General features: G+C 67.2%; 15 protein-coding genes. 9 read left to right on the top strand and 6 right to left on the bottom strand.

The features are described from left to right. Both VB059_RS09005 and VB059_RS09000 read left to right on the top strand, forming a co-directional pair. Window positions 1-1,225: ATP-binding protein (locus tag VB059_RS09005; RefSeq protein WP_323421686.1), on the top strand; the 1,225-nt coding region annotated here is incomplete at its 5' end. 35 nt (window positions 1,226-1,260) lie between these two features. Then, window positions 1,261-2,340 carry a bifunctional lytic transglycosylase/C40 family peptidase gene (locus tag VB059_RS09000; RefSeq protein ID WP_323421685.1) on the top strand — a complete coding sequence of 360 codons (1,080 nt, stop codon included), beginning with the start codon at window positions 1,261-1,263 and terminating at the stop codon, window positions 2,338-2,340. A 140-nt stretch (window positions 2,341-2,480) separates the two neighbouring features. On the opposite strand, the gene VB059_RS08995 is transcribed toward VB059_RS09000, so the two are convergent. Then, window positions 2,481-3,065 (bottom strand): hypothetical protein, encoded by a 585-nt coding sequence (locus VB059_RS08995; protein WP_323421684.1) that lies wholly within the window; start codon window positions 3,063-3,065, stop codon window positions 2,481-2,483. Further along, window positions 3,049-3,888: a hypothetical protein gene (locus VB059_RS08990; RefSeq protein WP_323421683.1), complete on the bottom strand. Its 840-nt coding sequence runs from the start codon at window positions 3,886-3,888 to the stop codon at window positions 3,049-3,051. The genes VB059_RS08995 and VB059_RS08990 overlap by 17 nt, the downstream gene beginning before the upstream one ends. A 294-nt stretch (window positions 3,889-4,182) precedes the next feature. Here VB059_RS08990 and VB059_RS08985 point away from each other — a divergent pair, with 294 nt between their 5' ends. The 7 genes from VB059_RS08985 (at window position 4,183) to VB059_RS08955 (ending at window position 13,727) form a co-directional block, all read left to right on the top strand. Next, on the top strand, window positions 4,183-4,662 hold the full coding sequence (locus VB059_RS08985; RefSeq protein WP_323421682.1) for a hypothetical protein: 480 nt from the start codon (window positions 4,183-4,185) through the stop codon (window positions 4,660-4,662). After that, a complete protein-coding gene (locus tag VB059_RS08980; RefSeq protein WP_323421681.1) occupies window positions 4,659-6,125 on the top strand; it encodes a type IV secretory system conjugative DNA transfer family protein in 1,467 nt (488 codons plus the stop codon). Before VB059_RS08985 ends, VB059_RS08980 begins: the two co-directional genes overlap by 4 nt. Then, window positions 6,115-6,762, top strand: a complete 648-nt coding sequence (locus VB059_RS08975) for a hypothetical protein (RefSeq protein ID WP_323421680.1) — start codon at window positions 6,115-6,117, stop codon at window positions 6,760-6,762. Before VB059_RS08980 ends, VB059_RS08975 begins: the two co-directional genes overlap by 11 nt. Window positions 6,763-6,937: 175 nt before the next feature. Next, the gene (locus VB059_RS08970; RefSeq protein ID WP_323421679.1) at window positions 6,938-8,452 is read left to right on the top strand and encodes a class I SAM-dependent DNA methyltransferase; all 1,515 of its coding nucleotides are present in this window, start codon (window positions 6,938-6,940) and stop codon (window positions 8,450-8,452) included. Continuing rightward, the gene (locus VB059_RS08965) at window positions 8,445-9,650 is read left to right on the top strand and encodes a hypothetical protein (protein ID WP_323421678.1); all 1,206 of its coding nucleotides are present in this window, start codon (window positions 8,445-8,447) and stop codon (window positions 9,648-9,650) included. The genes VB059_RS08970 and VB059_RS08965 overlap by 8 nt, the downstream gene beginning before the upstream one ends. Next, window positions 9,647-10,696: a restriction endonuclease gene (locus tag VB059_RS08960; protein WP_323421677.1), complete on the top strand. Its 1,050-nt coding sequence runs from the start codon at window positions 9,647-9,649 to the stop codon at window positions 10,694-10,696. Before VB059_RS08965 ends, VB059_RS08960 begins: the two co-directional genes overlap by 4 nt. 10 nt (window positions 10,697-10,706) lie before the next feature. Then, the gene (locus VB059_RS08955) at window positions 10,707-13,727 is read left to right on the top strand and encodes an HsdR family type I site-specific deoxyribonuclease (RefSeq protein WP_323421676.1); all 3,021 of its coding nucleotides are present in this window, start codon (window positions 10,707-10,709) and stop codon (window positions 13,725-13,727) included. A gap of 14 nt (window positions 13,728-13,741) precedes the next feature. Here VB059_RS08955 and VB059_RS08950 read toward each other — a convergent pair whose 3' ends face one another. From VB059_RS08950 to VB059_RS08935, 4 genes are all read right to left on the bottom strand, one after another. Further along, the gene (locus tag VB059_RS08950; RefSeq protein ID WP_323421675.1) at window positions 13,742-14,386 is read right to left on the bottom strand and encodes an A24 family peptidase; all 645 of its coding nucleotides are present in this window, start codon (window positions 14,384-14,386) and stop codon (window positions 13,742-13,744) included. Next, window positions 14,383-14,970, bottom strand: coding sequence for a recombinase family protein (locus tag VB059_RS08945; protein WP_323421674.1), 588 nt, complete (start codon window positions 14,968-14,970; stop codon window positions 14,383-14,385). Before VB059_RS08945 ends, VB059_RS08950 begins: the two co-directional genes overlap by 4 nt. 138 nt (window positions 14,971-15,108) lie before the next feature. Continuing rightward, window positions 15,109-15,936 (bottom strand): hypothetical protein, encoded by an 828-nt coding sequence (locus VB059_RS08940; RefSeq protein WP_323421673.1) that lies wholly within the window; start codon window positions 15,934-15,936, stop codon window positions 15,109-15,111. 106 nt (window positions 15,937-16,042) lie between these two features. After that, on the bottom strand, window positions 16,043-19,899 hold a 3,857-nt coding region (locus tag VB059_RS08935; RefSeq protein WP_323421672.1), incomplete at its 5' end, for an AAA family ATPase.

The raw sequence follows: 19,899 nt of genomic DNA, 5'->3' as shown, positions 1-19,899 counted from the left end.
CGGCAGCTTCTACGCCGACCCGCTCGGCTGGGTGCTCGACGACAACGTCCCGGTCACCAACCCCAACGTGATCACCTTCGGCAAGCCCGGCGGCGGTAAATCCACCAACACCAAGAACTTCGCCACCCTGATGATGGACTTCGGATACAAGGTGTTCGTCCTCGGCGACCCCAAAGACGAGTACGAACCGCTGTGCCGCGCGTTCGGCGTCCAACCCTTCGCCGTCGGACCGGGCATGAGAGCCCGCATCAACCCGCTCGACTTCGGCCCTTTGGGCGACGGGTGGGACACCCTCGACCGGGTCGAAGCCCAACGCCGCGCCAGCATCATCTTCCGCCGCTGGTTCACCCTGATCCGAGGGCTGGTCGGCTCCCAGTTCGTCGGCGAGCAACGCGTCCCGTTCGGACCCACCGACGCCCGGGTCGTCGAGGCCGCCTTGGCTCAGCTGACCGGTTACCTCGAGGGGCACCACACCCTGCACGTGACCACCATCCCCGCCCTGTGGCAGCTGCTCGCCAACCCCACCGACGAGCTCGTCACCGAATGCCGGTACGCGTCCACCCGCCAGTTCCTCGACGAGACCCGCCTGCTGCGCGACGCCCTCGGCCAGCTGGTCACCGGGGCGCTGGCTGGCCTGTTCGACGCTCCCACGACTATCGCCGTGGACTGGTCGGCACCGATCCAGTCGTTCTCGCTGTCCCGCCTCGAACTCCTCGGCGACGAGGCCATGGGCATCGCCCTGACCTGCCTGTCCTCGTGGGGACGCGCCATGCGCGAGATCAAGGCCCCCGGCGACCTGCGGATCAACATCCGCGACGAGATGTGGAAACAGATGCGACTCGGCCTCGAAGCCGTCAAGAGCCTGGACGCCGACATGCGCTTCTCGCGCCGCGACGGCGAGATCCAGTTCGCCGTCGGCCACAAGCCCGGCGACATGCTCACCGTGGGCGAGTCGACCTCGGCTGCGACCGCGATCGCCAAGGAACTGCTGAACCTGGCCGACCTGAAGATCCTCCACGGGCAGGACCCCAGCGTCGCCCGCGAACTCGCCGACCTGCTCGAACTGGGCCCGATCGCCGAGCACTTGATGGCCGACTGGGCCACTCAGCGCAAGGGCCGCGCCCTGTGGTGCGTCGGCAAGCAGATCTACAAGGTGCAGACCGTCCTGCACCCCGCCGCCGCCGCGTTCACGTACACCAACCAGGCCATCGACGGCGCTCGCTAGAAGTTCGCCGGAAGAACGACCGAAACGAGCTCCCGATGAAGACGATTGCCTGGACGCTCGCACTCTCGCTTGGGGCTCTGCTCACCGTCCCGCTCGCGTTGGTGTTGTTCGTCACCACGGTCGCCAACCCGGCTGTCGCGGCCGGCAGCTGCTCCCCGCCGGCGTCCTCGGCGGGTCTGCCGCAGCCTGGGAGCCCCCGTCAGGCGAGCCTCCACAACCCGCCGACCGAGATCCCCGGCGACGTGCTGGCGCTCTACGAGGCGGCGGCGACCCGGTACGGGGTGCCGTGGACGCTGCTCGCGGGTGTCGGGATGGAGGAGACCAACCACGGCCGCAACACCGCGACATCCAGCGCCGGCGCTCGCGGACTCATGCAGTTTATGCCGGCCACCTTCGCCTTCTTCGGGGTCGACGGCAACGGCGACGGACGCGCGGTCATCACCGACGACGCCGACAGCGTCCACTCCGCCGCCAACTACTTGGTCGCGTCGGGTGCGCTGACGGGGCCGGACGGCGTCCGGAAGGCGCTGTTCGCCTACAACCACGCGCTCTGGTACGTCAACGACGTCCTCTACTACGCCGCCGCCTACAGCGGAGGGGACGTCGCAGAGAACCCGTGCGTCACCGACGACACGGACACCACGGGCACGCCCTTGACCGGCACCGGCCCGGCGACGGACGCCGTCAACGCGGCCCTGCGCTGGATCGGTGCCCGTTACAGCTGGGGCGGCGGCACCCCCAGCGGACCTTCAACTGGCATCTGCTGCTCGCCCGGAGGCCAAGACGGGCGCGTCGTCACAGGGTTCGACTGCTCCGGCCTCGTCCTGTACGCCTACGCCCAGATCGGCGTCCGTCTCCCACACCTGGCCCACGACATCACCCACAACTCCGGCGGGCAGGTCATCCCGCGGGATTTCACCCAGATGAAGCCGGGCGACGTGATCGGCTTCTCCTACAGCCCCGGAGGCCGCGTGTTCCACGCCGGCATGTACATGGGCGACGGCCGCATGGTGAACTCCGACAGCAGCGGCGTCTCGATCGACAGCCTGACCACCGGGTACTACAGCCGCCTCGCCTGGCGCGTAGTCAGGTTCACGTCGCTGGCGGAATCTTGATATTTGGCACTACAACCCCACGATCAGATTTGAGTGAGTGTTCCCGAACTCGGTAGCCCGCCATACCGACCCCGGCGAGCATGTCGGGAAGTACGGCATGAGATGGAGTCGGTGGCTGGTGTGGGACTCGGGGAACCGCCTCAATCGTCGTCTCGGCCGTTCGACTCCTTTCGGTCGCGGTTTTCACTATCGAGAAGTCGCACCTCATCGGCGACCTGCTTCTTGGCGGCTTCCAGTGCTCCAGTCCATGCTCGCTGATCGGCGATGTGGTTCATCGTGATCTGCACGAGTTGGCAAGCCCCCACAAGTGACCAGACTGCAAGTCCGGTGATCAGGGCAACAACGGTGACGGCGACCGATTGAGGGAGGGTCTTGAACAGCGCTGTCGCCAAGAGGGAGAATGTCGAGAGCGTCGTTGCCTGGGCCGCCACGTATCGGTAGGGCCTGAGTGCACCGACGATGCCCGTAGAGGCGCGTTCAAGTAGAGCTAGATATTGGGCGGAGAGAAACGCGGTCATTATGGCCATGACGGCCAGGACAGCCCCCAGGATCGCAACACCGGTGCCCAACAGGGCGAGCAGATATGGATGCGCCGCGTCCCAGTCGTCCAGCCCGGTTGGGCGAAACCTGTCGACAACGAGCAAGCTGACGCCAGCGAGTAGGCCGAGTCCGAGATCTGCCGCCAGCCAGTCCGGGCCACGGCGGGTATCAGGTTGATGACCCATCGAGGTCCCCCTGCTCCAGCATCTGGTCGAGAATGTCCAAGCCCACGTCGCCAGTCTGCGCCTCGGGGGCGACAGTATCGATGCGCGGCTCCACCCCGCGCACGTACTTGACCGTTCGACCGTCTCGTTCGCCTGTCGCGCTCACGTGCCCGTATCCGCGCCTGTCTGCGTGTTCGATGAACTGTTGGATGAGAGCGTCTTCGACGTCGAGGCCCTGCTCGGCCACCCACCGTGCGTTAGCCAGTGTGGCGTTTGGGCCCTCCAGAAACGACTGTACGTCTGGCCTGCCGCTGTAGTTGGGGTTCGGCGGCTGGACTGTCACGTCGACTTCTACGACCTTAGGGGTGCGGGCCCGCCAGCCGTCGAAGGTCGCCTCCCCGCCGATCGGCTCGACGGCCCATATCTCTCCGGACGCGAGTGTCATCAGCTTTGCCAGAGCGAATCTAAATGATCCCTCGTCAATATCGCTGCCTTGAAGCTGGTAGGCAATCGTCATATCCGCGACCCTCACGCTAAAGGGGGTTGAAGCGCCGGTCGGGTACAGAGCCGCCACGAAGTCTTGCTTGTCCGCATCCCAGACCTCGGTTGTGTTGGGTCTCTCTCGTTCGAATCCAAGACGACCACGCACGTGACCCTGAGTGGTGGAGACGGGGCCAAGGCGCCACTGCTTGCCGTAGCGCGTGGTTTCGGTTCCGGTTCGGATCGATGCTTCGAGCAGTTCCTGGTTGTCTTGGGTGAAGAGGCTGCGTCGTCCTCGAAACACGGCGCGAGCATAGGCAATTCTGACTTGCTTTTCCCCGCTCGTGAGGACCTGGTCTGGCATGTTGCGATAGTAGTGGGCCTCGAGTCAACTCGACCCAACTCCAACGAATCGGCCGTCTGGCTGTTCAAGAATGAGTCTCCCCACTCAGTCCTCAGCAACCTGGGTCATCGGCCCGAAGTCGTGGCATCCCTTCGCGTCTGATCTGAGGAGGACCCGGTTGTCTTGGGTCCCCTACGCCTGCCGATGCGATCCGAGAGGCCGCCTCGACGCTCAAGCGCCGCCCGCGAGCCGTCAGCAAGACGGTGCAAATAGCGGAGCCGTGTCCCCGAGTGCGCCCTTGGAACCGTTACGAGGGTGGACAACGAAGGAGCCGTGATGCAGCGGGAGCGTGTGCAGGACCAGTACCCATGGACGTGGGAGATCCCCTTGGCCGTCGTCTGCGCGATCGTGGCCTTGGGGGTCGCCGTCTGTCAGGTCGGCCGATCCTTCGCGAACTGGTTCGCCGGGGCTGGGTGGCGATGGCCCGCAGCGGGCCATCTCGTCACGAGTTTCCCCGGCTTGCTGGCCGGTGACGCCGCTGCCGGGCTGTCCGGCGTCCACCCCGTGGCCAGCCCAGGGGTCCTGTGGGCATGGCTCGGCGTGACGGGCCTCCTCACGACCACGTTGCTCACCGTGGCGGGTGTGTGGGCCTGGCATCGGTGGGGGCCGGCACGGATGCGCGGCATGGCGACGGTTGCCGAAGCGCACGCACTGCTCGGGGAGGACCGGCTGTGGAAGGTGCGCCATGTGGTGCGACCCGACCTCTTTCCGGCACGGAGAGGGGTGACACGATGACCGCTACCCCAGCCATCGATGGGGGCCGCGGCGGCCGAACGAGTCGGTTCGACCCAGCACAGGTGGGGTGGTGGATCGGCGTGGGCCACCAGCCGAGGTCGGGGGCGCTGTGGTGCCCGTGGGACCGGACAGCCGGCGTCATCGGCCCGCAGGGGTCCGGCAAGACGATGGACCTGCTCACCCCCGCGCTGATCAGCGCCCCCGGAGCAGCCTTGGTCACGCTCACCAAACCCGACGACCTGCTCCTGTCCCTGCCCGAACGCTCCAAGCACGGACGCCCGTGCGTCGTGCTCGACCCGTTCGGCCTCGTCCCTGGCCTGCCGGAGCTCGTGTGGGACCCGATCGCCGGGTGTGTCGACCGCATGGTGTCCGAGCGACGTGCGAAGGCGTTCACGGCGGGGACCATCCACGGGACGAGCCACGGGTCGGGGGACGCCGCCGCTCGGTTCTACGCCGCCGAGGCCGCGAAGGTGCTGATGGCGTTCTTCCACGCTGCAGCGCTCACCGGGAAGACCCTGGATGACCTGCTGGCGTGGGTCGCTAAGCCGTTGTCGACTTCCCAGCCGGAGGAGATCCTGCGCCGACACCCCCATGCCGATCCCTTGTGGGCGGGTCTCCTGCAAGGCGCGCTTCGCGGAGACGAACGCACGAGCGCCAACACGATCACCACGGTCCAGCAAGCCATGTCCCTCTTCTTCCAGGACGACATTCGGCGCCGCTGTGTGCCATCCGATCGGCGCCCGGCCACCAACGTCGCCGACATCATCCGGGAGGGTGGGACCGTTTACTTGCTAGGTCGTGAGGATCCGTACGCGTCGGCGTCCCCGTTGATGACGGCCGTCGCCGAGCACGTCCTCGATACCGCAATCCAGCAGGCAAACGGCAGCCAGTTCGGACGCCTGTGCCCGCCCATGCTGGCCTGCCTGGACGAGTTGCCGTCCACGGCTCCGCTGCCCACGCTCCGGACGCGGATGGCGAACGAGCGGGCGCTCGGGTTGTCGTTCATCTACGCGGCGCAGACGTTCCGGCAGTTGGCGGCGATCTTCGGCGAGCAGGAGGCCCGCGCCCTGGTGGCGCTCACCAACGTGCTGGTGTGGTTCGGCGGCTCGAAGGACGTGTCGTTCAACCAGGAGGTCTCCGACCTGGTCGGACGCGTCCGGGTGCCGCGTTCGTCGTGGCAGATGGGCGGCGGACGCGGGCGCACGATCCACTCCGAGGAGATCCCCATCTTGCGTCCCGAAGAGCTACGGCAGTTGCCTGACAAGCAGGCGCTGGTGATCGCCGAAAACGCCCGACCGATCATCGCCCGGCTGCATCGGTGCATCGAGGGACGCGATGGCCGACGGCTGCTGGCCCAACAGCGAGCGCTTCGGGAGGAGCTTGCTGCGGGACGTGAGGGGGGCCGTGACGTGGAGGCCCGGACCGCCGCCGCCCTCGTGGAGGCGCAACGTCATGGCTGGTGAACAGGCAACCCAGGCTGGCCCGCTCGTGGTGGGCTTCCCGGCGCCGGGTAGCCGGGTCCAGAAGGCGTACCACGATCTATGGGAGGCCCAGAACGGCAGCGAGGAGCGCAAGAAGAAGCTGGGCAACCCCGCCAACCTGCCGCGCCCGTGGGACCCGACCACCTGCCTTGACCGCGGCCTGCGCTGGGAGGTCTGGCTGTGGCTCGACCAGGTCGCGGAGTGGATCAACACGGAGTACGTGTGGGAAGGCTCGGGAGGCGGGTGCATCCCTCACTGCTGGCCGCTGCATCCGCACCTGGTCCACGAGCTGGCCGTGGTGGCCGACCAACGCCGGCGAGCCGGCCACGCGCCGACGTCGGACGTCCTAGAGAACTGGCACCGCTACGTCCTGCCCGGGTTCATCGACCGGATGCGGCAGCGGCTGAAGCAGTCCTGCGACGACGAGCACCAGCCCTGGCCCGGCCGCAGCCGCTACACCCGCCACACGAGCGAAGAGGCATCTGCCCAGCGACTCCGAGCGTTCGAGGTTGACCTGTTCGCACTCGCCCACGACGAGGACGTTCGGTCCACCCGGCACCAACTCACCCTTCTGGACGGCGGTGACCTGATCGACCCCTCCACCGGCGAGATCTTCTAGCTTCGCCAGACGTTGCGACGTTCTCGTGCCTCCGCGAGGACACAGTCGACCTCGCGTCGGGTCAGAGCACAGATCGATGGGCGAACCGCGACCACCGCCGGCCCGGATCAGTCCGGGTCAGCTCCGATGCTGGCACAGTAGGGGGACAGCCCCCGACGAAGAGAGCATCCTCAGCGTGACCATCAATGGCAATGCCCAACTCCTGACCCAACCCGAGCTAGAGCGGACGCTGTGGGCTGCAGCGAATGCCTTGCGCGGCCCGGTGGACGCAGGGGACTTCAAGGCATACGTCTTCCCCGTCATGTTCTTCAAGTGGGTGAGCGACAACTGGGACTACCGACACGCCCGGGCGGTTTCTGATTGGGGCGACGACCTGACCCCGGAGATCGAGTATGCCGACTACCAGCCGTTCGTGGTTCCGAACGGCTGCCACTGGTCCGATGTCCACGGCACGGCGGTCAACGTTGGCGCGAAGCTCGGCGACGCCCTGGACCGCATCCAGGAGGCTAATCGCGACTTGGCCGGCGTGTTCGGCGACGTCCAGTGGACCAACACCGACCGGCTGCCGGAGTCGGCGCTGACCGCGCTGCTCGACACCTTCCATCCGGTGCGACTTGACCCCGATCACGTGTCCGGCGACCTGCTGGGCAACGCGTATGAGTACCTCTTGCGGGAGTTCGCGGAGGCGTCCGGCAAGAAGGCCGGCGAGTTCTTCACCCCGCGACATGTTGTGCACTTGCTGGTGAAGATCCTCGATCCGAAGCCAGGCGACGAGGTGGTCGACCCGGCGTGCGGATCCGGTGGCATGCTCGTCGAGACGGTCAACGCGGTACGTGAGTCGGGCGGTAACCCGGACTCTCTGCGGCTCCACGGTCAGGAGATCAACTTGACCACCTCGGCGATCGCCAAGATGAACCTGTACCTGCACGGGCTGGAGGACTTCGAGATCCGCCGCGGCGACACGTTCAGGGATCCGAAGTTCACCGAACGCGGGCGCTTGCGTAGGTTCGACGTGGTGATCGCCAATCCCCCGTTCAGCCTGCAAAACTGGGGTGCGAGCGCGTGGGCGAATGACCCGTGGGGACGCGTGCTATGCGAGGTGCCGCCGGCGAAGAACGGCGATTACGCGTGGATCCAGCACATGATCGCTTCGATGAAGGACGACACCGGACGCGTCGGCGTCGTCATGCCCCACGGGGTGCTATTCCGTGGCGGCAAGGAGGGCGAGATCCGCCGGTGCCTGCTCGAGAAAGACCTGCTGGAAGCGGTCATCGGCCTGCCGAACAACCTGTTCTACTCCACCTCGATCCCCGTGTGCCTGCTGATCTGGCGTAGGACCAAGGCCGAGGGGCGCAAGCGTCGAGTGCTGTTCGTTGACGCTTCGAAGCGCTTCTTGCCTGGCAAGAACCAGAACTCGCTGTCGGACGCTGATGTGGAGGCCGTCCACGCTGCGTACGTCCGCGGTGAGGACATCGACGGCGATGGCGGGGTGAACCTCCGCTTCGTCACGCTGGACGAGATCGCCGGCAACAACTTCGACCTCAACATCGGCCGATACATTCAGTCAGCCGCGACAGCCGAGGTCGACGTCGAAGCGGCCCTGGCCGCGTACCGAGATGCCCGCGAAGAGCTGCGTGCGGCTGAGCGGGTTCTAGACGCCAAGCTGAAGGCGGCGGGCTTCGATGCGTGAGGGGTGGGACAAGCTGCAGTTCCACGATGTGGTGACGCTGGACGTCCGAAAGACATCTGTTCTCGACGGAAAGGCCTACCCGATCGTCGGCGTCTTGGCGTACGGACGGGGCTTGCTCTACCGCGATCCGGTGTCAAGAGCTTCAACGAGCTATCGAGAGCTGAACCTCATCCGGCCAAACCAGTTGATCTTCAGTAAGTTGAAGGCCTTCGAGGGAGCAATCACGGTTGCCCCGGGGGATCTGGCCGAGTCCTATGCTTCCAGCGAGTTTCCGACGTTCACTGCCACGGCTCGTGTCCTACCGGCGTTCTTACGCCTCATGACCCAACGCTCCGAACTCTGGAAGGCAATGGCCGCCAACTCGAGAGGTCTTGGCGGGCGGCGGGAGCGTCTCAACCCCATCGACTTCCTGGCAATGTCAGCGTACTTCCCGCCGCTTCCGGAGCAGCAACGCATCGTCGACCTGATCGGCGCACTCGATGACACCGTTGCGGCGGCGGAACTGCGGCTGCAGGCGGCCGTCGACCAGCTCCGTAGTCTCCGAGCCCTAACGTTTGCCGCCGGCGTACTCACAACCGGCCGGGACGCCTTCGATATCCTAATCGGCGTTCAGCGCAACCCCACGCGTGCTGGGGGTGCAAGGCAGACTCGCTACCTCCGGTCCGCCAACGTAACATTCGGCCGCCTCAACCTCTCGGATGTCTACGAGATGTCCTTCTCCCCACAGGAGCAAGCGAAGTACTCGCTGGTCCCTGGCGACGTTCTGGTTTCAGAAGGTAGCGCGAGTGAAGCGGCGGTCGGTGCACCCTGTCGGTGGATTGGGGAGCTGGAGGGCCCGGTCTGCTTTCAGAACACCCTCCTGCGATATCGAGCTCGACCCCACGTCTCCAGTCCCAGCTTTGTCGATCACTGGTGCGCCTGGGCATATGAGTCGGGCCACTTCCGTGAGGTCGCGGGCGGCTCGAACATCAAACACATAGGGGCGCGACGAGCAGAACAGATGCAGGTCCGGCTTCTTCCGTTCGACGACCAGCAAGCCGCTATGGCCCCCCTCGATGCGGCGGGCGACATCGTACGCATGGCACAGGAGCACGTGGCCACGCTGGCTCATGTCCGCTCCGCCATATTGGCGGCACTGCTCACGGGGAAGCATGAAATCCCGGAGTCCTACGACGAGTTGATGGGGGTGGCGTCATGACGAACGTGTGGGTGGTGCGGGCGGGTAATCGTGGACAGTCGGAGGACTTCAACTTAGAGCGGGGCCGCGCGACGATCGGGTGGGCGGAAATCGACGACCTGTCGGCATGCTCGTCGCGGGAAGCGGTGCGGCCCCTCGTGGATCAGGCCTATCCGGGCGACAATCCCCAGCGGCTGGCGGTGTACACCGGCCAGTTGTGGGCGTTCCGTCAGGGTGTTCAGCCCGGCGATCTTGTCGTCATGCCGCTTAAGACCAAGCCGGGGTACTTGGCGTTCGGGCGCTGCACCGGCGCCTACGCGTACGACTCAGCAGCCCCCAGTGACCGACGCCACTTCTTGGCTGTCGACTGGCAGCCCGAACCGGTGTCGCGCGCAGTATTGAAGGACGATCTGTTGGCGATGGTAAACGGCGCGATGACGGTGTTCAGCCCCTCCCGCAACCACGCGGCGGCTCGGCTGGAGGCGGTCGCGGCGGGAGGCGCAGACCCCGGCGTCGGCGTCCCAATGCCTGTTCCGAGCACGTCGCCGTCGTCGGCTGACGTGGCGGTGGCTGACCCGCCGCAGGTCCCGACGCTGGATGCGATCCGGGACCGTGTGAGAGCGCGGATCGTGGAGGACTTCGGTCAGCACAAGCTGACCCATCTGGTGGCCGACGTGCTGACGGCGCTGGGGTTCGTGTGCGAGGTGTCGCCGGCCGGCCCCGATCAGGGCATCGACATTCGCGCGGGTCGAGGTCCGCTGGGTCTGGACACTCCGATCATCGTGGAGGTCAAGTCGGAGCCCACGGCGGTAGGTGCCCCGGTCATGCGCGGCCTGCACAGCGCGATGAGCAAGAACAACGCGCCGCAGGGGCTTCTGGTGGCGATGGGTGGCATCACCGCCCCCGCGAAGAAGGAGTTCGAGTCGCTGCGCACGATCATCCAGGTCTGGGACGCCGAAGCCCTCCTCGACCAATTGTTCGCCACGTACCCACGGTTGCCCGACTCGACCAAGGCGGCCCTGCCGCTCAAGCAGGTCTGGGTGCTGGACGACGACACGGAGGCCTGACGTGGCCGGCATGACCGAACACAACTCTGTTCAGCAGCCGCTTGTGGACGAGCTGGTGCGGCTGGGTTGGTCGTACTTCCCTGGCAAGAGCCTGGACCGCCAGTTGGAGCAGGTCTTCATCGAGTCCGAGGTGGTCGATGCGCTGGTGCGTCTCAACCCTGACGTGGCGGAGGTGCCTGCACGGGCGTCCGAGGTCGTGAAGCTGCTGAGGAACTTGACGTTCCAGGTGGATGACGAGGGTCTGGTTGAGACCAACCGTGAGGCGATGTCCTGGCTGCGGGGGCTGCAGACGCACAAGTTCGTTGGCGCGGACGCCTTTCGTCCAGTCCGGCTGATCGACTTCGAGAACCCCGCGAGCAACCGGTTCGCGGTGGCGGATGAGGTGTCGTTTGGGTCGCCGGGGAACAAGGCGCGGTTCGACATCGTCCTGTTCGTCAACGGGCTGCCGTTGGTGGTCGGGGAGACGAAGACGGCGTTCAAGCAGAAAGTGAGCTGGATCACCGCCGCGAACGAGGTCGCCGACCACTACGAGACTAAGTTCGCGCCGTTCTTCACCACCAACGTGTTCAGCTTCGCCACCGAGGGCCGAGAGCTCATGTACGGGGCCACGGGTGCCCGGGTGGAGCACTGGATGACGGCGGGTCCGACGAAGGACCACCCACTGCTGACCGACGTGCTGGCCGCAGCCAGGTGGCTGTTGGCGCCCGCGACGGTGCTGAAGTTCCTGAACTCGTTCACCTTGTTCGAGACCCCGGAGGACAACTCGGGGTCGGCGTCCCTGATCAAGCTGATCGCCCGGTACATGCAGTTCGAAGCAGTCGAGCTGATGGTGGGTCGTGCGCACGAGGGACAATCGCGACGCGGCCTGATCTATCACACGCAGGGGTCGGGGAAGACGCTGGCGATGGTGTTCGCGGCCGGGCAGCTGTTGCAGGATCCGGTGTTGGCGAATCCGACAGTTGTGCTCGTCGCCGACCGGGTCGATCTGGTGCGCAACGCGTGGGGCCAGTTCCGGACCACCCACATGCCACGGCTGCTCGCTCCGGCAACGGCGAAGGCGTTGCAGGACACCCTTGGTGCGGCGGACCGGCGGGGCCTAATCTTCACGACCGTCCACAAGTTCGCGGGGGCGGCATCAGACCTGAACACTCGCGGCAACATCGTCGTGCTTGTCGATGAGGCGCATCGCACCCAGGAAGGCAACCTGGGGTTGACGATGCGGGCGGCTCTGCCGAACGCGCTGTTCTTCGCGTTCACGGGGACCCCGATCGCCAAGCTGGAACGCAACACGTTCGCGACCTTCGGCGACCCCGACGACGAGAAGAAGACGCTGCACGCCTATACCTCCGACCAGTCGATCGCGGACGGCATGACAGTGCCGATCCACGTGGACCCGCGGCTGGTGACCTTCCAGCTGGATAAGGACGCGGTTGACGAGGCGTTCAAGCAGTTGACCGACGCCGAGGATCTCGACGAGGAGTCGGCCGAGGTGTTGGTCCGCCGGGGTTCGCGCGTTGATGTCGTGTTCGCGAACCCGGCGCGCACGGAGGCTGTCTGCGCTGACATCGTCGACCACTTCTACTCCACGATCGACCCGCTCGGGATGAAGGCGCAGGTCGTCGTGTTCGACCGGGCAGCGTGCGTGGCCTATCACAAGCAGCTCACACACCTGCTGGAGCAGCGGCACGCGCAGGGTCATCCCTTGGACGAGGCTGCAGTCGTGATGCACGTCACGAACGGGAAGGGCGAGGACGAGGAGTGGGGGCAGCACCGACGCAGCGAGGCGGAGGAAGCCGAGTTGTTGCGGCGATTCCGCACCCACGGTGATCCGCTGAAGTTCCTGGTGGTCACGTCACGGCTGGGCACTGGCTTCAACGCTCCGATCGAGGCGGCGATGTACCTCGACAAGCCCATGAAGGACCACACGCTGTTCCAGACCATCACACGTACCAACCGAACGTGGCGCAACCCCGAGACCGGCCAGGAGAAGCGGTACGGGCTGGTCGTCGACTATGTCGGGTTGGGGTCGGGCTTCGCCCGGGCCATGGCGCCCGCCAACGGCGACCAAGACCCGCGCAGCGTCGAGGTGGACGCCCTCATCGACCAGTTCGAAGCCGAACTGGACGCGACGATGCGGTGGTTCGCGGGCATTGACCACACCGTGATCGCGTCGACCACGCTGCTGGAGTGCCAGCAGCGGATCGCGAAAGAGAAGGACCAAGAAGCCTTCGTCACGAGCTTCCTGCTGCTGGAGGGCATCTGGGAGGCTTGCTGGCCACACCTCCGGCTCCGGGCCCACACGGAGGCGTACCGGTTCCTCGCCAAGATCTACGCGTCGATCGCACCAGTGGGGCCGCGCGTCGACCTGGTGTGGACGCGGCTGGGTGCAAAGACCCTCGACATCGTCTTCGAACACATGACCGACGTGAAGGTCACACAATCCAACGCGGTCGTCGTGGCGGACGCCGACACGATACGCAGGCTGGAAGAGGAAGGACTCCTGCCGGGCCTGGAAGAGGTTGAACACAAGACCGCCAACGAGGTCCTCGACACGCTGTACGCGCGGCTCAAGAAACGGCTGGAGGGCCCCAACGGGAACCACCCGGTCTACCAGTCGCTCGCGGAGCGTCTGGAGAACCTGCGTCAGCGGACCATCGCCGAGGCTCAGCAGTCGATCGAGTGGCTGCGCGAGGCGTTCACTCTCGCCAAGGACGTCACGGCCGCAGAGAAAGCCGAGGACGAGGCTGGAGTTGATGGGCTGAACCTGCTGCCCGACCCGAACGTGTTCGCCCTGACTCAGATCTTCCTGGAGTACTCGACTCCGGACATGCCGGTCATGATTGAGCGCGTTGTCGAGGAGGTGGACTCGATCGTCAAGGAGGTCACGGCGGGCAACGCCGGCTGGGCCTCTACCCAGAAGGGCGACATGGCTGTCCGCAAAGAAGTCCGGCTCGTGCTGAAGGACAAGGGCCTCCACACCGTTCCCGGCCTGTTCGACAGGGCCTACGAGTACATCGCAGAGCATTACTGACGGCGGATCGCGGCCTATCCCAGGAGGGCGAGGGCGACCAGCGCGCCCGCAGCTAACCAGGGCCCGAACGGGAAGTTGGCCCGCCGGCGGCGGAGTGGCGTGGCGATGATGGCCGCGCCACACGCGATGAGAAAGGCCCACCACTCGACGGTGAGGCTGACAGCCGCGGTGGCGGCACCGATGATGGGGACGTACTTGCCGTCGCCCCAGCCGAAGCCACCGGGGCGAAGTCGATCGAGGATCCAGAAGACGGCGAACGCCACTCCACCGCCCAGTGCGGCTTGGATCGCGATCATTGGATCGTTGGTGATGAAGGCGGCGGCGCCCACCCCGGCAGCGACGAAGCCGGCGTGGGCGGCGAGCAGGCGATTGGGCAGTCGGCGGACGTCGAGGTCGATCGCTGAGAGCCAGGGGCCGAACCAGGCGAGAGGCAGAGTCGGGAGAAGCAGTGGCCACCGGTCGATCCCGAATCGCCAGGCGAGGAGACCGGACGCCGCCGCCACCGCGGCGGGGACCCACCAGCGAGGGCCAGGGGAGGGCTGGGTGACTTCGTCGTCACGCCGGTAGGCAAGGGTGGCGAGCCGCGACCTGACAATCAGGCCGATGACCGCTCCGAGCACCGTGAGCGCGCTTGTGAGGATCAGGTCGCTGCTGGTCATGGCTGGGACTCGTGGGCGTGCAAATGCCTGTAGAAGGTGGCCCGGCTCCAGCCGACCAGCTGCGCGGCTTCGGCGGCGGTGAGGCCACGGGCTCGGGACTCCTGGACGGTGCGAAGCTTGTCGGCGGTCACCTGCGGGTCGACGGGTGGGCGGCCAATCTTGGCGCCTGCCTGCCGAGCGGAGTCCATGCCAGCTGCGATCCGTTCTCCGATGAGTTGCCGGTCGTAGTGTGCCAGCCTGACAAGGAGATTCAGCATGAGCTGGCCGTCGGCTGTGTCTGGGTCGATGCCGTCCTGCAGCGAGCGAAGCTTGACGGCACGCGCATCGAGCGCGCTGACGGCGCCTAGGACTTTGTTCATGGATCGGCCGAGGCAGTCAATCCGCCACACCACGACGGTGTCGCCCGCCTCAACCCGCTCGAACAGGCGTCTCAGGTCGGGACTCCTGGATGTCTCACGCAGGGTTGCACACGTGACTTCCGACACGATTTCGGTGGTCGCCACGCCAGCGGAGGCCAATGCGTCGAGCTGGACCTGGACGTCGAGGCAACTGGGGCTGACCCCGACGTATCCGAAGACCCTCACTACCCCAGTGTCTCATAAACCGAACGAGATGAATCTGAGACACGCTCCTGCATGCCGCCCCCCAGGGCTGGCGGACCGCGAGCACACGTTGGGCCGCGCGGTCGGACGAGTCGTGACACTGCGTGTACAGAGCAATGGCTAGTTGCCGTCCCACTGGCTCGTCCCGCCGAGGAGCGGAGGAGCAGTGCGAATGTCGCCGACCGCCACTCGGGCATGATCGATCATCAACTCCACGCCAGCGATGAGGGCCTCGCACTCCTGGGGATCGGCGTCGACCGCGCCCTCTGCGTATAGGGCGCTCGAGCGAAGTTGTCCGAGACGTCCAAGGATGTGACTGAACTCAGAGGGTGCGTTTCCCAACCTCGTCCAGTCAGCAAGCCAACCCTGCTTCTTCGCGTGGCTGTTCCTGCCTCTCCCGGCCTTTGGCCGTTCTGCTTCCATAGTGATCGAGATGGCGGTGACGGCCAGTTCGGCGGCGGCGTGGGCTGATGCGAGGGCTGGCCCCGGATGCTGGTCCTGGAGTGATCGCCGCGCCGCGACCACGAACTCCCCGGCTCGGTCGAGGCGTTCGAGAGCCGTGCCACGATTGCGGCGAAAGTCAAACGACACAACCGCACTCCCGTCCGGAAACACAGCCATGCAGGCCCAGCCGGCGTCGGGCGCCACGTTCAGCGGGAAGACCTCGGTGAACTCCCCAATGTCGTCCGTAGTCACCGCTTCCCCCGCTTCGATCGGTCGGCGGGCCATGGCCCGTCCGACCAACTGGACTTCATCGTTCAGGAGCGTGACCAGGGGTTTCCCGGGCTCGAAGACCGCAAGCGCCTTGCTCAGCGGCCCGACGGCAGCAGGTCCACCCCGACGCTCTATCTCCGGGAGCCAGAACGTCTCGTTCAGGGACTCGGCAAGCCTGTTGCCGAACTCGGTCGGGCTGTCTGAATCCTGCGCATCCGCATCCTGTTCCGCCATGGCCATATCCTCGCCGATTCAGAGGCAGCACTCGAATGCGGAGGTGGTCACGATCGCAGTCCTGGTCTCAGCCCTGGGCGCCAAGATGCTGCATGAGGAGACCCCTTCATGGATTGACCGGTCCTCGGTCGCGGGTCAGGTGGTGGCTCGCGGGCAGTTCCTGGTGACTATGTTCCGCAATCGGACTGGCCGGGTCGGCGCAGAACGGTTCTGGGTTTGCTAGTCGGGCAAACCGTCGGGCCAGGTCGGCGGCGGGCGCGTCCGCATTGAGGGGTCGGTCTTCGAGGGCAATGGTAATGGCGTCGGCCACATCCACTCGGCGGGCATGCGCGTCGTCCAGCGCGGAGGCAAGCGTGCGCCAGTGGGGGTCCGCCACCAGGCGGGGGTCGATTCGGCTGGCCAGCGTCTCCCAGCGGTGGGCGTTCGCGGCTGCGGTGAGCCGGTCCCGGACCTGTGTGGTGAGTCCGAGTTGCTGGTCGGTGAGGCGGGCTGGGTCGTTGTTCCAGGCCCGGATGAACGCCGCGACGCTGGAGCGGATGACATCGGCGTCCACGTTGATCCTCTCCGCCACGGTCTGGACGGCGGGCTCCCACGCGTCGACGGGTTGGGCGGCGATGACGGGCGCTGCGGCGAGGGCCGCTTCGACGGGGGGCAGGTTGGCGAGGCGCTCGTCGATGAGGACATCCGCCAGAGGGCGAGCCCGGTCGAGGGCATCGACCAGCTGCGTGGCGCTGTCGGTGGCCACGAGTTCGGCGGGATCGGAACCGTCAGGCAGGGCGGCGTGGTGCGGCTGGAGGAGCTGCGGGGTGAGGACCCAGTAGTCGCGTTGTGCGGCGACCTGGCCGGCGACATCGGCGTCCGTGGCGATGATCGGGTCGACGCCGTAGCCGCGGAGTTGGGTGGCTTGTTCGCTGGTCAGGTTGGTGCCGAGCGGTGCGACGCCGACGTAGCGCCCTTGGCTGGCGCGGGTGACGGCGATGGCGTCGACGGGTCCTTCGACGACGACGGGGATGCCGCCGGCGTCCAGGTGGCGCGCTCCGGAGACGAACAGCTGCGCCCTCTTGTGGAACAGCAGGGTCTCGGCGGTGTTGAGGTACTTCGGTCCGGCGTGATCGAGGTCGGTGGCGTCGGGGTGGCGGCGTCCGACGAACCCGAGGACCTGCTGGTCGTGGACGATCGGGAAGACGGCGCGGTCGCGGAACCGGTCGATGAGGCGCCCGGTGGAGGCGGTGACCGCGAGCCCGGCGGCGAGCAACTCGTCGTCAGCCACGCCGTGGTGGCGGAGGTGGGTGACGAGGCTGGTCCAGCCGGCGGGGGCGTAGCCCGGGCGGATGTCGGCGTCGTCGGCGATGTCGGTGCCGAAGCGTCCGGCCAGGTAGGGCTGGGCCCACGAGCCGCGGAAGCGGTCCTCGTAGAACTCCAGCGCGAGTTCGTTGACGGCCGCGAGGCGTTCAGGGGTGTGGGGGCTGGCGCGCCAGGCGTCGGCCCGGTCGAGTTGGGCGTTCAGGTCCGCAGCGGAGATCTCTGGCGGCGTCATCACGCGACGTTCGAGGGCTTCGAACGTGAAGGCCAGGTTCGCTTCGACCTCGTCGATCTGGTTGTCCTCCGTTGTCGCGCCCGCTGCGTGATCGAGATCGGCGTGCGGCGTCCAGTGCTCGTCCGGGGCGGCATCGGCGGGGTCGGGGGGCAGGTCGTCGATCTCGGGGAGGGGGTCGAGGAGGACGCTGGTTCGCCACACGAGGGCCTGGCAGTCGTCGACGTCGACTGCACCCTCGGGCGTGCAGATCAGGTCTGTCAGCTGCCAGCCGCGGGCGAGTGCCTGCTCGATCGAGACGACGAGCGCCGGCCACCACGGCGAGGCCTGCAAGGCGGCTGCGCGTTCGTGGCCGACGTGCTGCTTGAGATCAGCCAGCCAGCTGGTGGTGACGGTGTTGTGCTGGTCGGCGAGCTGGGTGGCGACGGCGGGGGTGAGGTGCCGGCAGATCCGCCACCAGAGGGCTGATGCGGCGTGGTGGTCGGGGAGCTGGCCTTCGTTGGTGGCCGCGTTGAGGAGTCGGTGGGCGTCCAGGCCGACGCCGGAGATCTGCGCGAGCCGATGCGCCAGGACGGGGAGGTAGGGGTCGCGGTCGGCGGCGGGCGCGAGCTCGTGGAGCAGCGGCCTCCATTCCGCGACGGCGGGGGCGAGGCGGTCGATGATGCGCAGGTCGAGGCGTGCTTGCCAGCGGGCTTCAGTGGCGGCGTACTGCCGCTCGCCGGTCGGTCGGGTGTCGGTCGCCGGTGTGCCATGCGCAGCCCGCCACACGGTGAGGTCGGCGACGGTGGCGGCATCGGGACGCAGGCTGCCCGCGGGCGCCCACCCAGGGAGCTGGGTGGGCGCCAGCGCCTGGTTGCGCACCTGGTCGGCGAGGTCGGCCACGAGTTCGTGGCGGCGTTGTAGGTAGTCGCCCCAGTCGCGGTGGTAGGCGAGGCTGGTCGGCATGCCGGGGAGCCAGGGCAGGGGCGCGGGCTGGGTGTCGCGTCCGGTGGCGGGTTCGAGGCGCCAGTCGAGGACCGCGGCCGGGTCGGCAGCGCTGCCCAACTCGCGAGCCTGCACCGCCTGGGTGAGCACCCGGACCGGGTCGGTTCCGGACGCCGCGATCAAGAGCAGATGCGCGCGGAGCGTGGGCCACGCCGGAGCATCGTGGAGTCCGGCGACGAGCTCGTCGGCGGCCTGTTCGAGGCGCTGGACAAGGTCGGCGCCTGCGGTCTGTTCGGCTGCGTAGCCGAGGGCGTCGCTGTAGCGAGCGACGGCGTCCGCGAGGCGGTTGGCCGGGTCGGCGAGAGCACGGGCGGTGGTAGTGGCGGAGGTGTTGTCCTCGTCGCGGGCGAGGATGCGTTCGAGGAGGTCGGTGGCGGTCGGCGGGATGATCGCCTCGGGCCGGATGAGGGAGTGGACGTCGCCGTCGCCCACGACTTCGAGGTGGACGTGGTTGGCGTACCGGCCGCGGGTGAGCATCGTGTACAGCTGCTGCCGGGTTTCGGCGCCGGTGGCGATGCCGTGCAGGACGTCGGCGGTGACGCCCTGGGCGCCATGGATCGTGCAGGCGTAACCGAGTTCGACGGACTCGGCGACGTAGGCCGCGGGCAGGATTACGGTCTGCCGGTTGGTCTGGTGGATCGCCCTGATGGCCCCGTCTGATGCGATGCCGGTGATGGTCCACCGGTCGCCGTTGCGGACCCAGTCAGTGCCCGAGGTACGTAGCCGGCGGTCGTTCAGGCGCGTGATGATCACATCACCTATCGCGGCGGTGCTGCCGTCGGCCAGGGCGACGCTGCGGGTGGGCAGGACGCCGTCGCGGAGGTGGGCTTGGGCGCGGGAGTTGAGTTCCGCGACCAGCGTCCGGGTGGGGGCGACCATGAGGGCGTCCGCGCCGGTCTGGCGGGCGGTGAGCCAGGGGGCGAAGACCTGGTCGGCGCAGGTGCCGAGGTCGCCGACGTGGACGCGGTGGTTGTCGAGGTAGAAGCCGAGCGCTGCGGGGTCGCCGGCGCGGAGGGCGAGGCTGGCGGCGCCTTCGGCGGGGTCTGCGAAGCGGACGAGTTCGTTGAGCTGGACGGCGCCGTGGGTGGCTTGGATGTCGCGGAGGACGCCACCGGCGCCGATCGCGGCGAGTTGCTGGTCGTCGCCGATGAGGCGGACTGATCCGCCGCGGTCGAGGACGAACTCGACGACCTGGTCCAACGAGAGGGTGTCGGCCATGCCGGCCTCGTCGATGATGACCAGGGTCGTCGGCCCGATGCGTTCGGCCCACGCGGGGAGCGGTCGCCGGTGGTTCAGGGCGTGGGTGAGGAGGGCCATCGTGTCGGCGTGGGTGTCGATCTGGGCGCCCAGCTGGGCGGCCGCTGCGGCCGACGGTGCGAGCCCGACAACGGTGCCACCGCCGTTGCGCCAGGCGGTGGCCAGGGCGCGCATGGCGGTGGTCTTGC

This window comes from Raineyella sp., assembly GCF_034933565.1.
In the GTDB taxonomy this organism is placed as follows: Bacteria; Actinomycetota; Actinomycetes; order Propionibacteriales; family Propionibacteriaceae; genus Raineyella.
This window is presented reverse-complemented; position numbering and strand designations above follow the sequence as displayed.

Excerpts from the sequence above, each read along its gene's own strand:
- VB059_RS09000 (WP_323421685.1), top strand. The coding sequence starts at position 1,261 with ATGAAGACGATTGCCTGGACGCTCGCACTCTCGCTTGGGGCTCTGCTC.
- VB059_RS08995 (WP_323421684.1), bottom strand. The coding sequence starts at position 3,065 with ATGGGTCATCAACCTGATACCCGCCGTGGCCCGGACTGGCTGGCGGCA.
- VB059_RS08990 (WP_323421683.1), bottom strand. The coding sequence starts at position 3,888 with ATGCCAGACCAGGTCCTCACGAGCGGGGAAAAGCAAGTCAGAATTGCC.
- VB059_RS08980 (WP_323421681.1), top strand. The coding sequence starts at position 4,659 with ATGACCGCTACCCCAGCCATCGATGGGGGCCGCGGCGGCCGAACGAGT.
- VB059_RS08975 (WP_323421680.1), top strand. The coding sequence starts at position 6,115 with ATGGCTGGTGAACAGGCAACCCAGGCTGGCCCGCTCGTGGTGGGCTTC.
- VB059_RS08965 (WP_323421678.1), top strand. The coding sequence starts at position 8,445 with ATGCGTGAGGGGTGGGACAAGCTGCAGTTCCACGATGTGGTGACGCTG.
- VB059_RS08960 (WP_323421677.1), top strand. The coding sequence starts at position 9,647 with ATGACGAACGTGTGGGTGGTGCGGGCGGGTAATCGTGGACAGTCGGAG.
- VB059_RS08955 (WP_323421676.1), top strand. The coding sequence starts at position 10,707 with ATGACCGAACACAACTCTGTTCAGCAGCCGCTTGTGGACGAGCTGGTG.
- VB059_RS08950 (WP_323421675.1), bottom strand. The coding sequence starts at position 14,386 with ATGACCAGCAGCGACCTGATCCTCACAAGCGCGCTCACGGTGCTCGGA.
- VB059_RS08940 (WP_323421673.1), bottom strand. The coding sequence starts at position 15,936 with ATGGCGGAACAGGATGCGGATGCGCAGGATTCAGACAGCCCGACCGAG.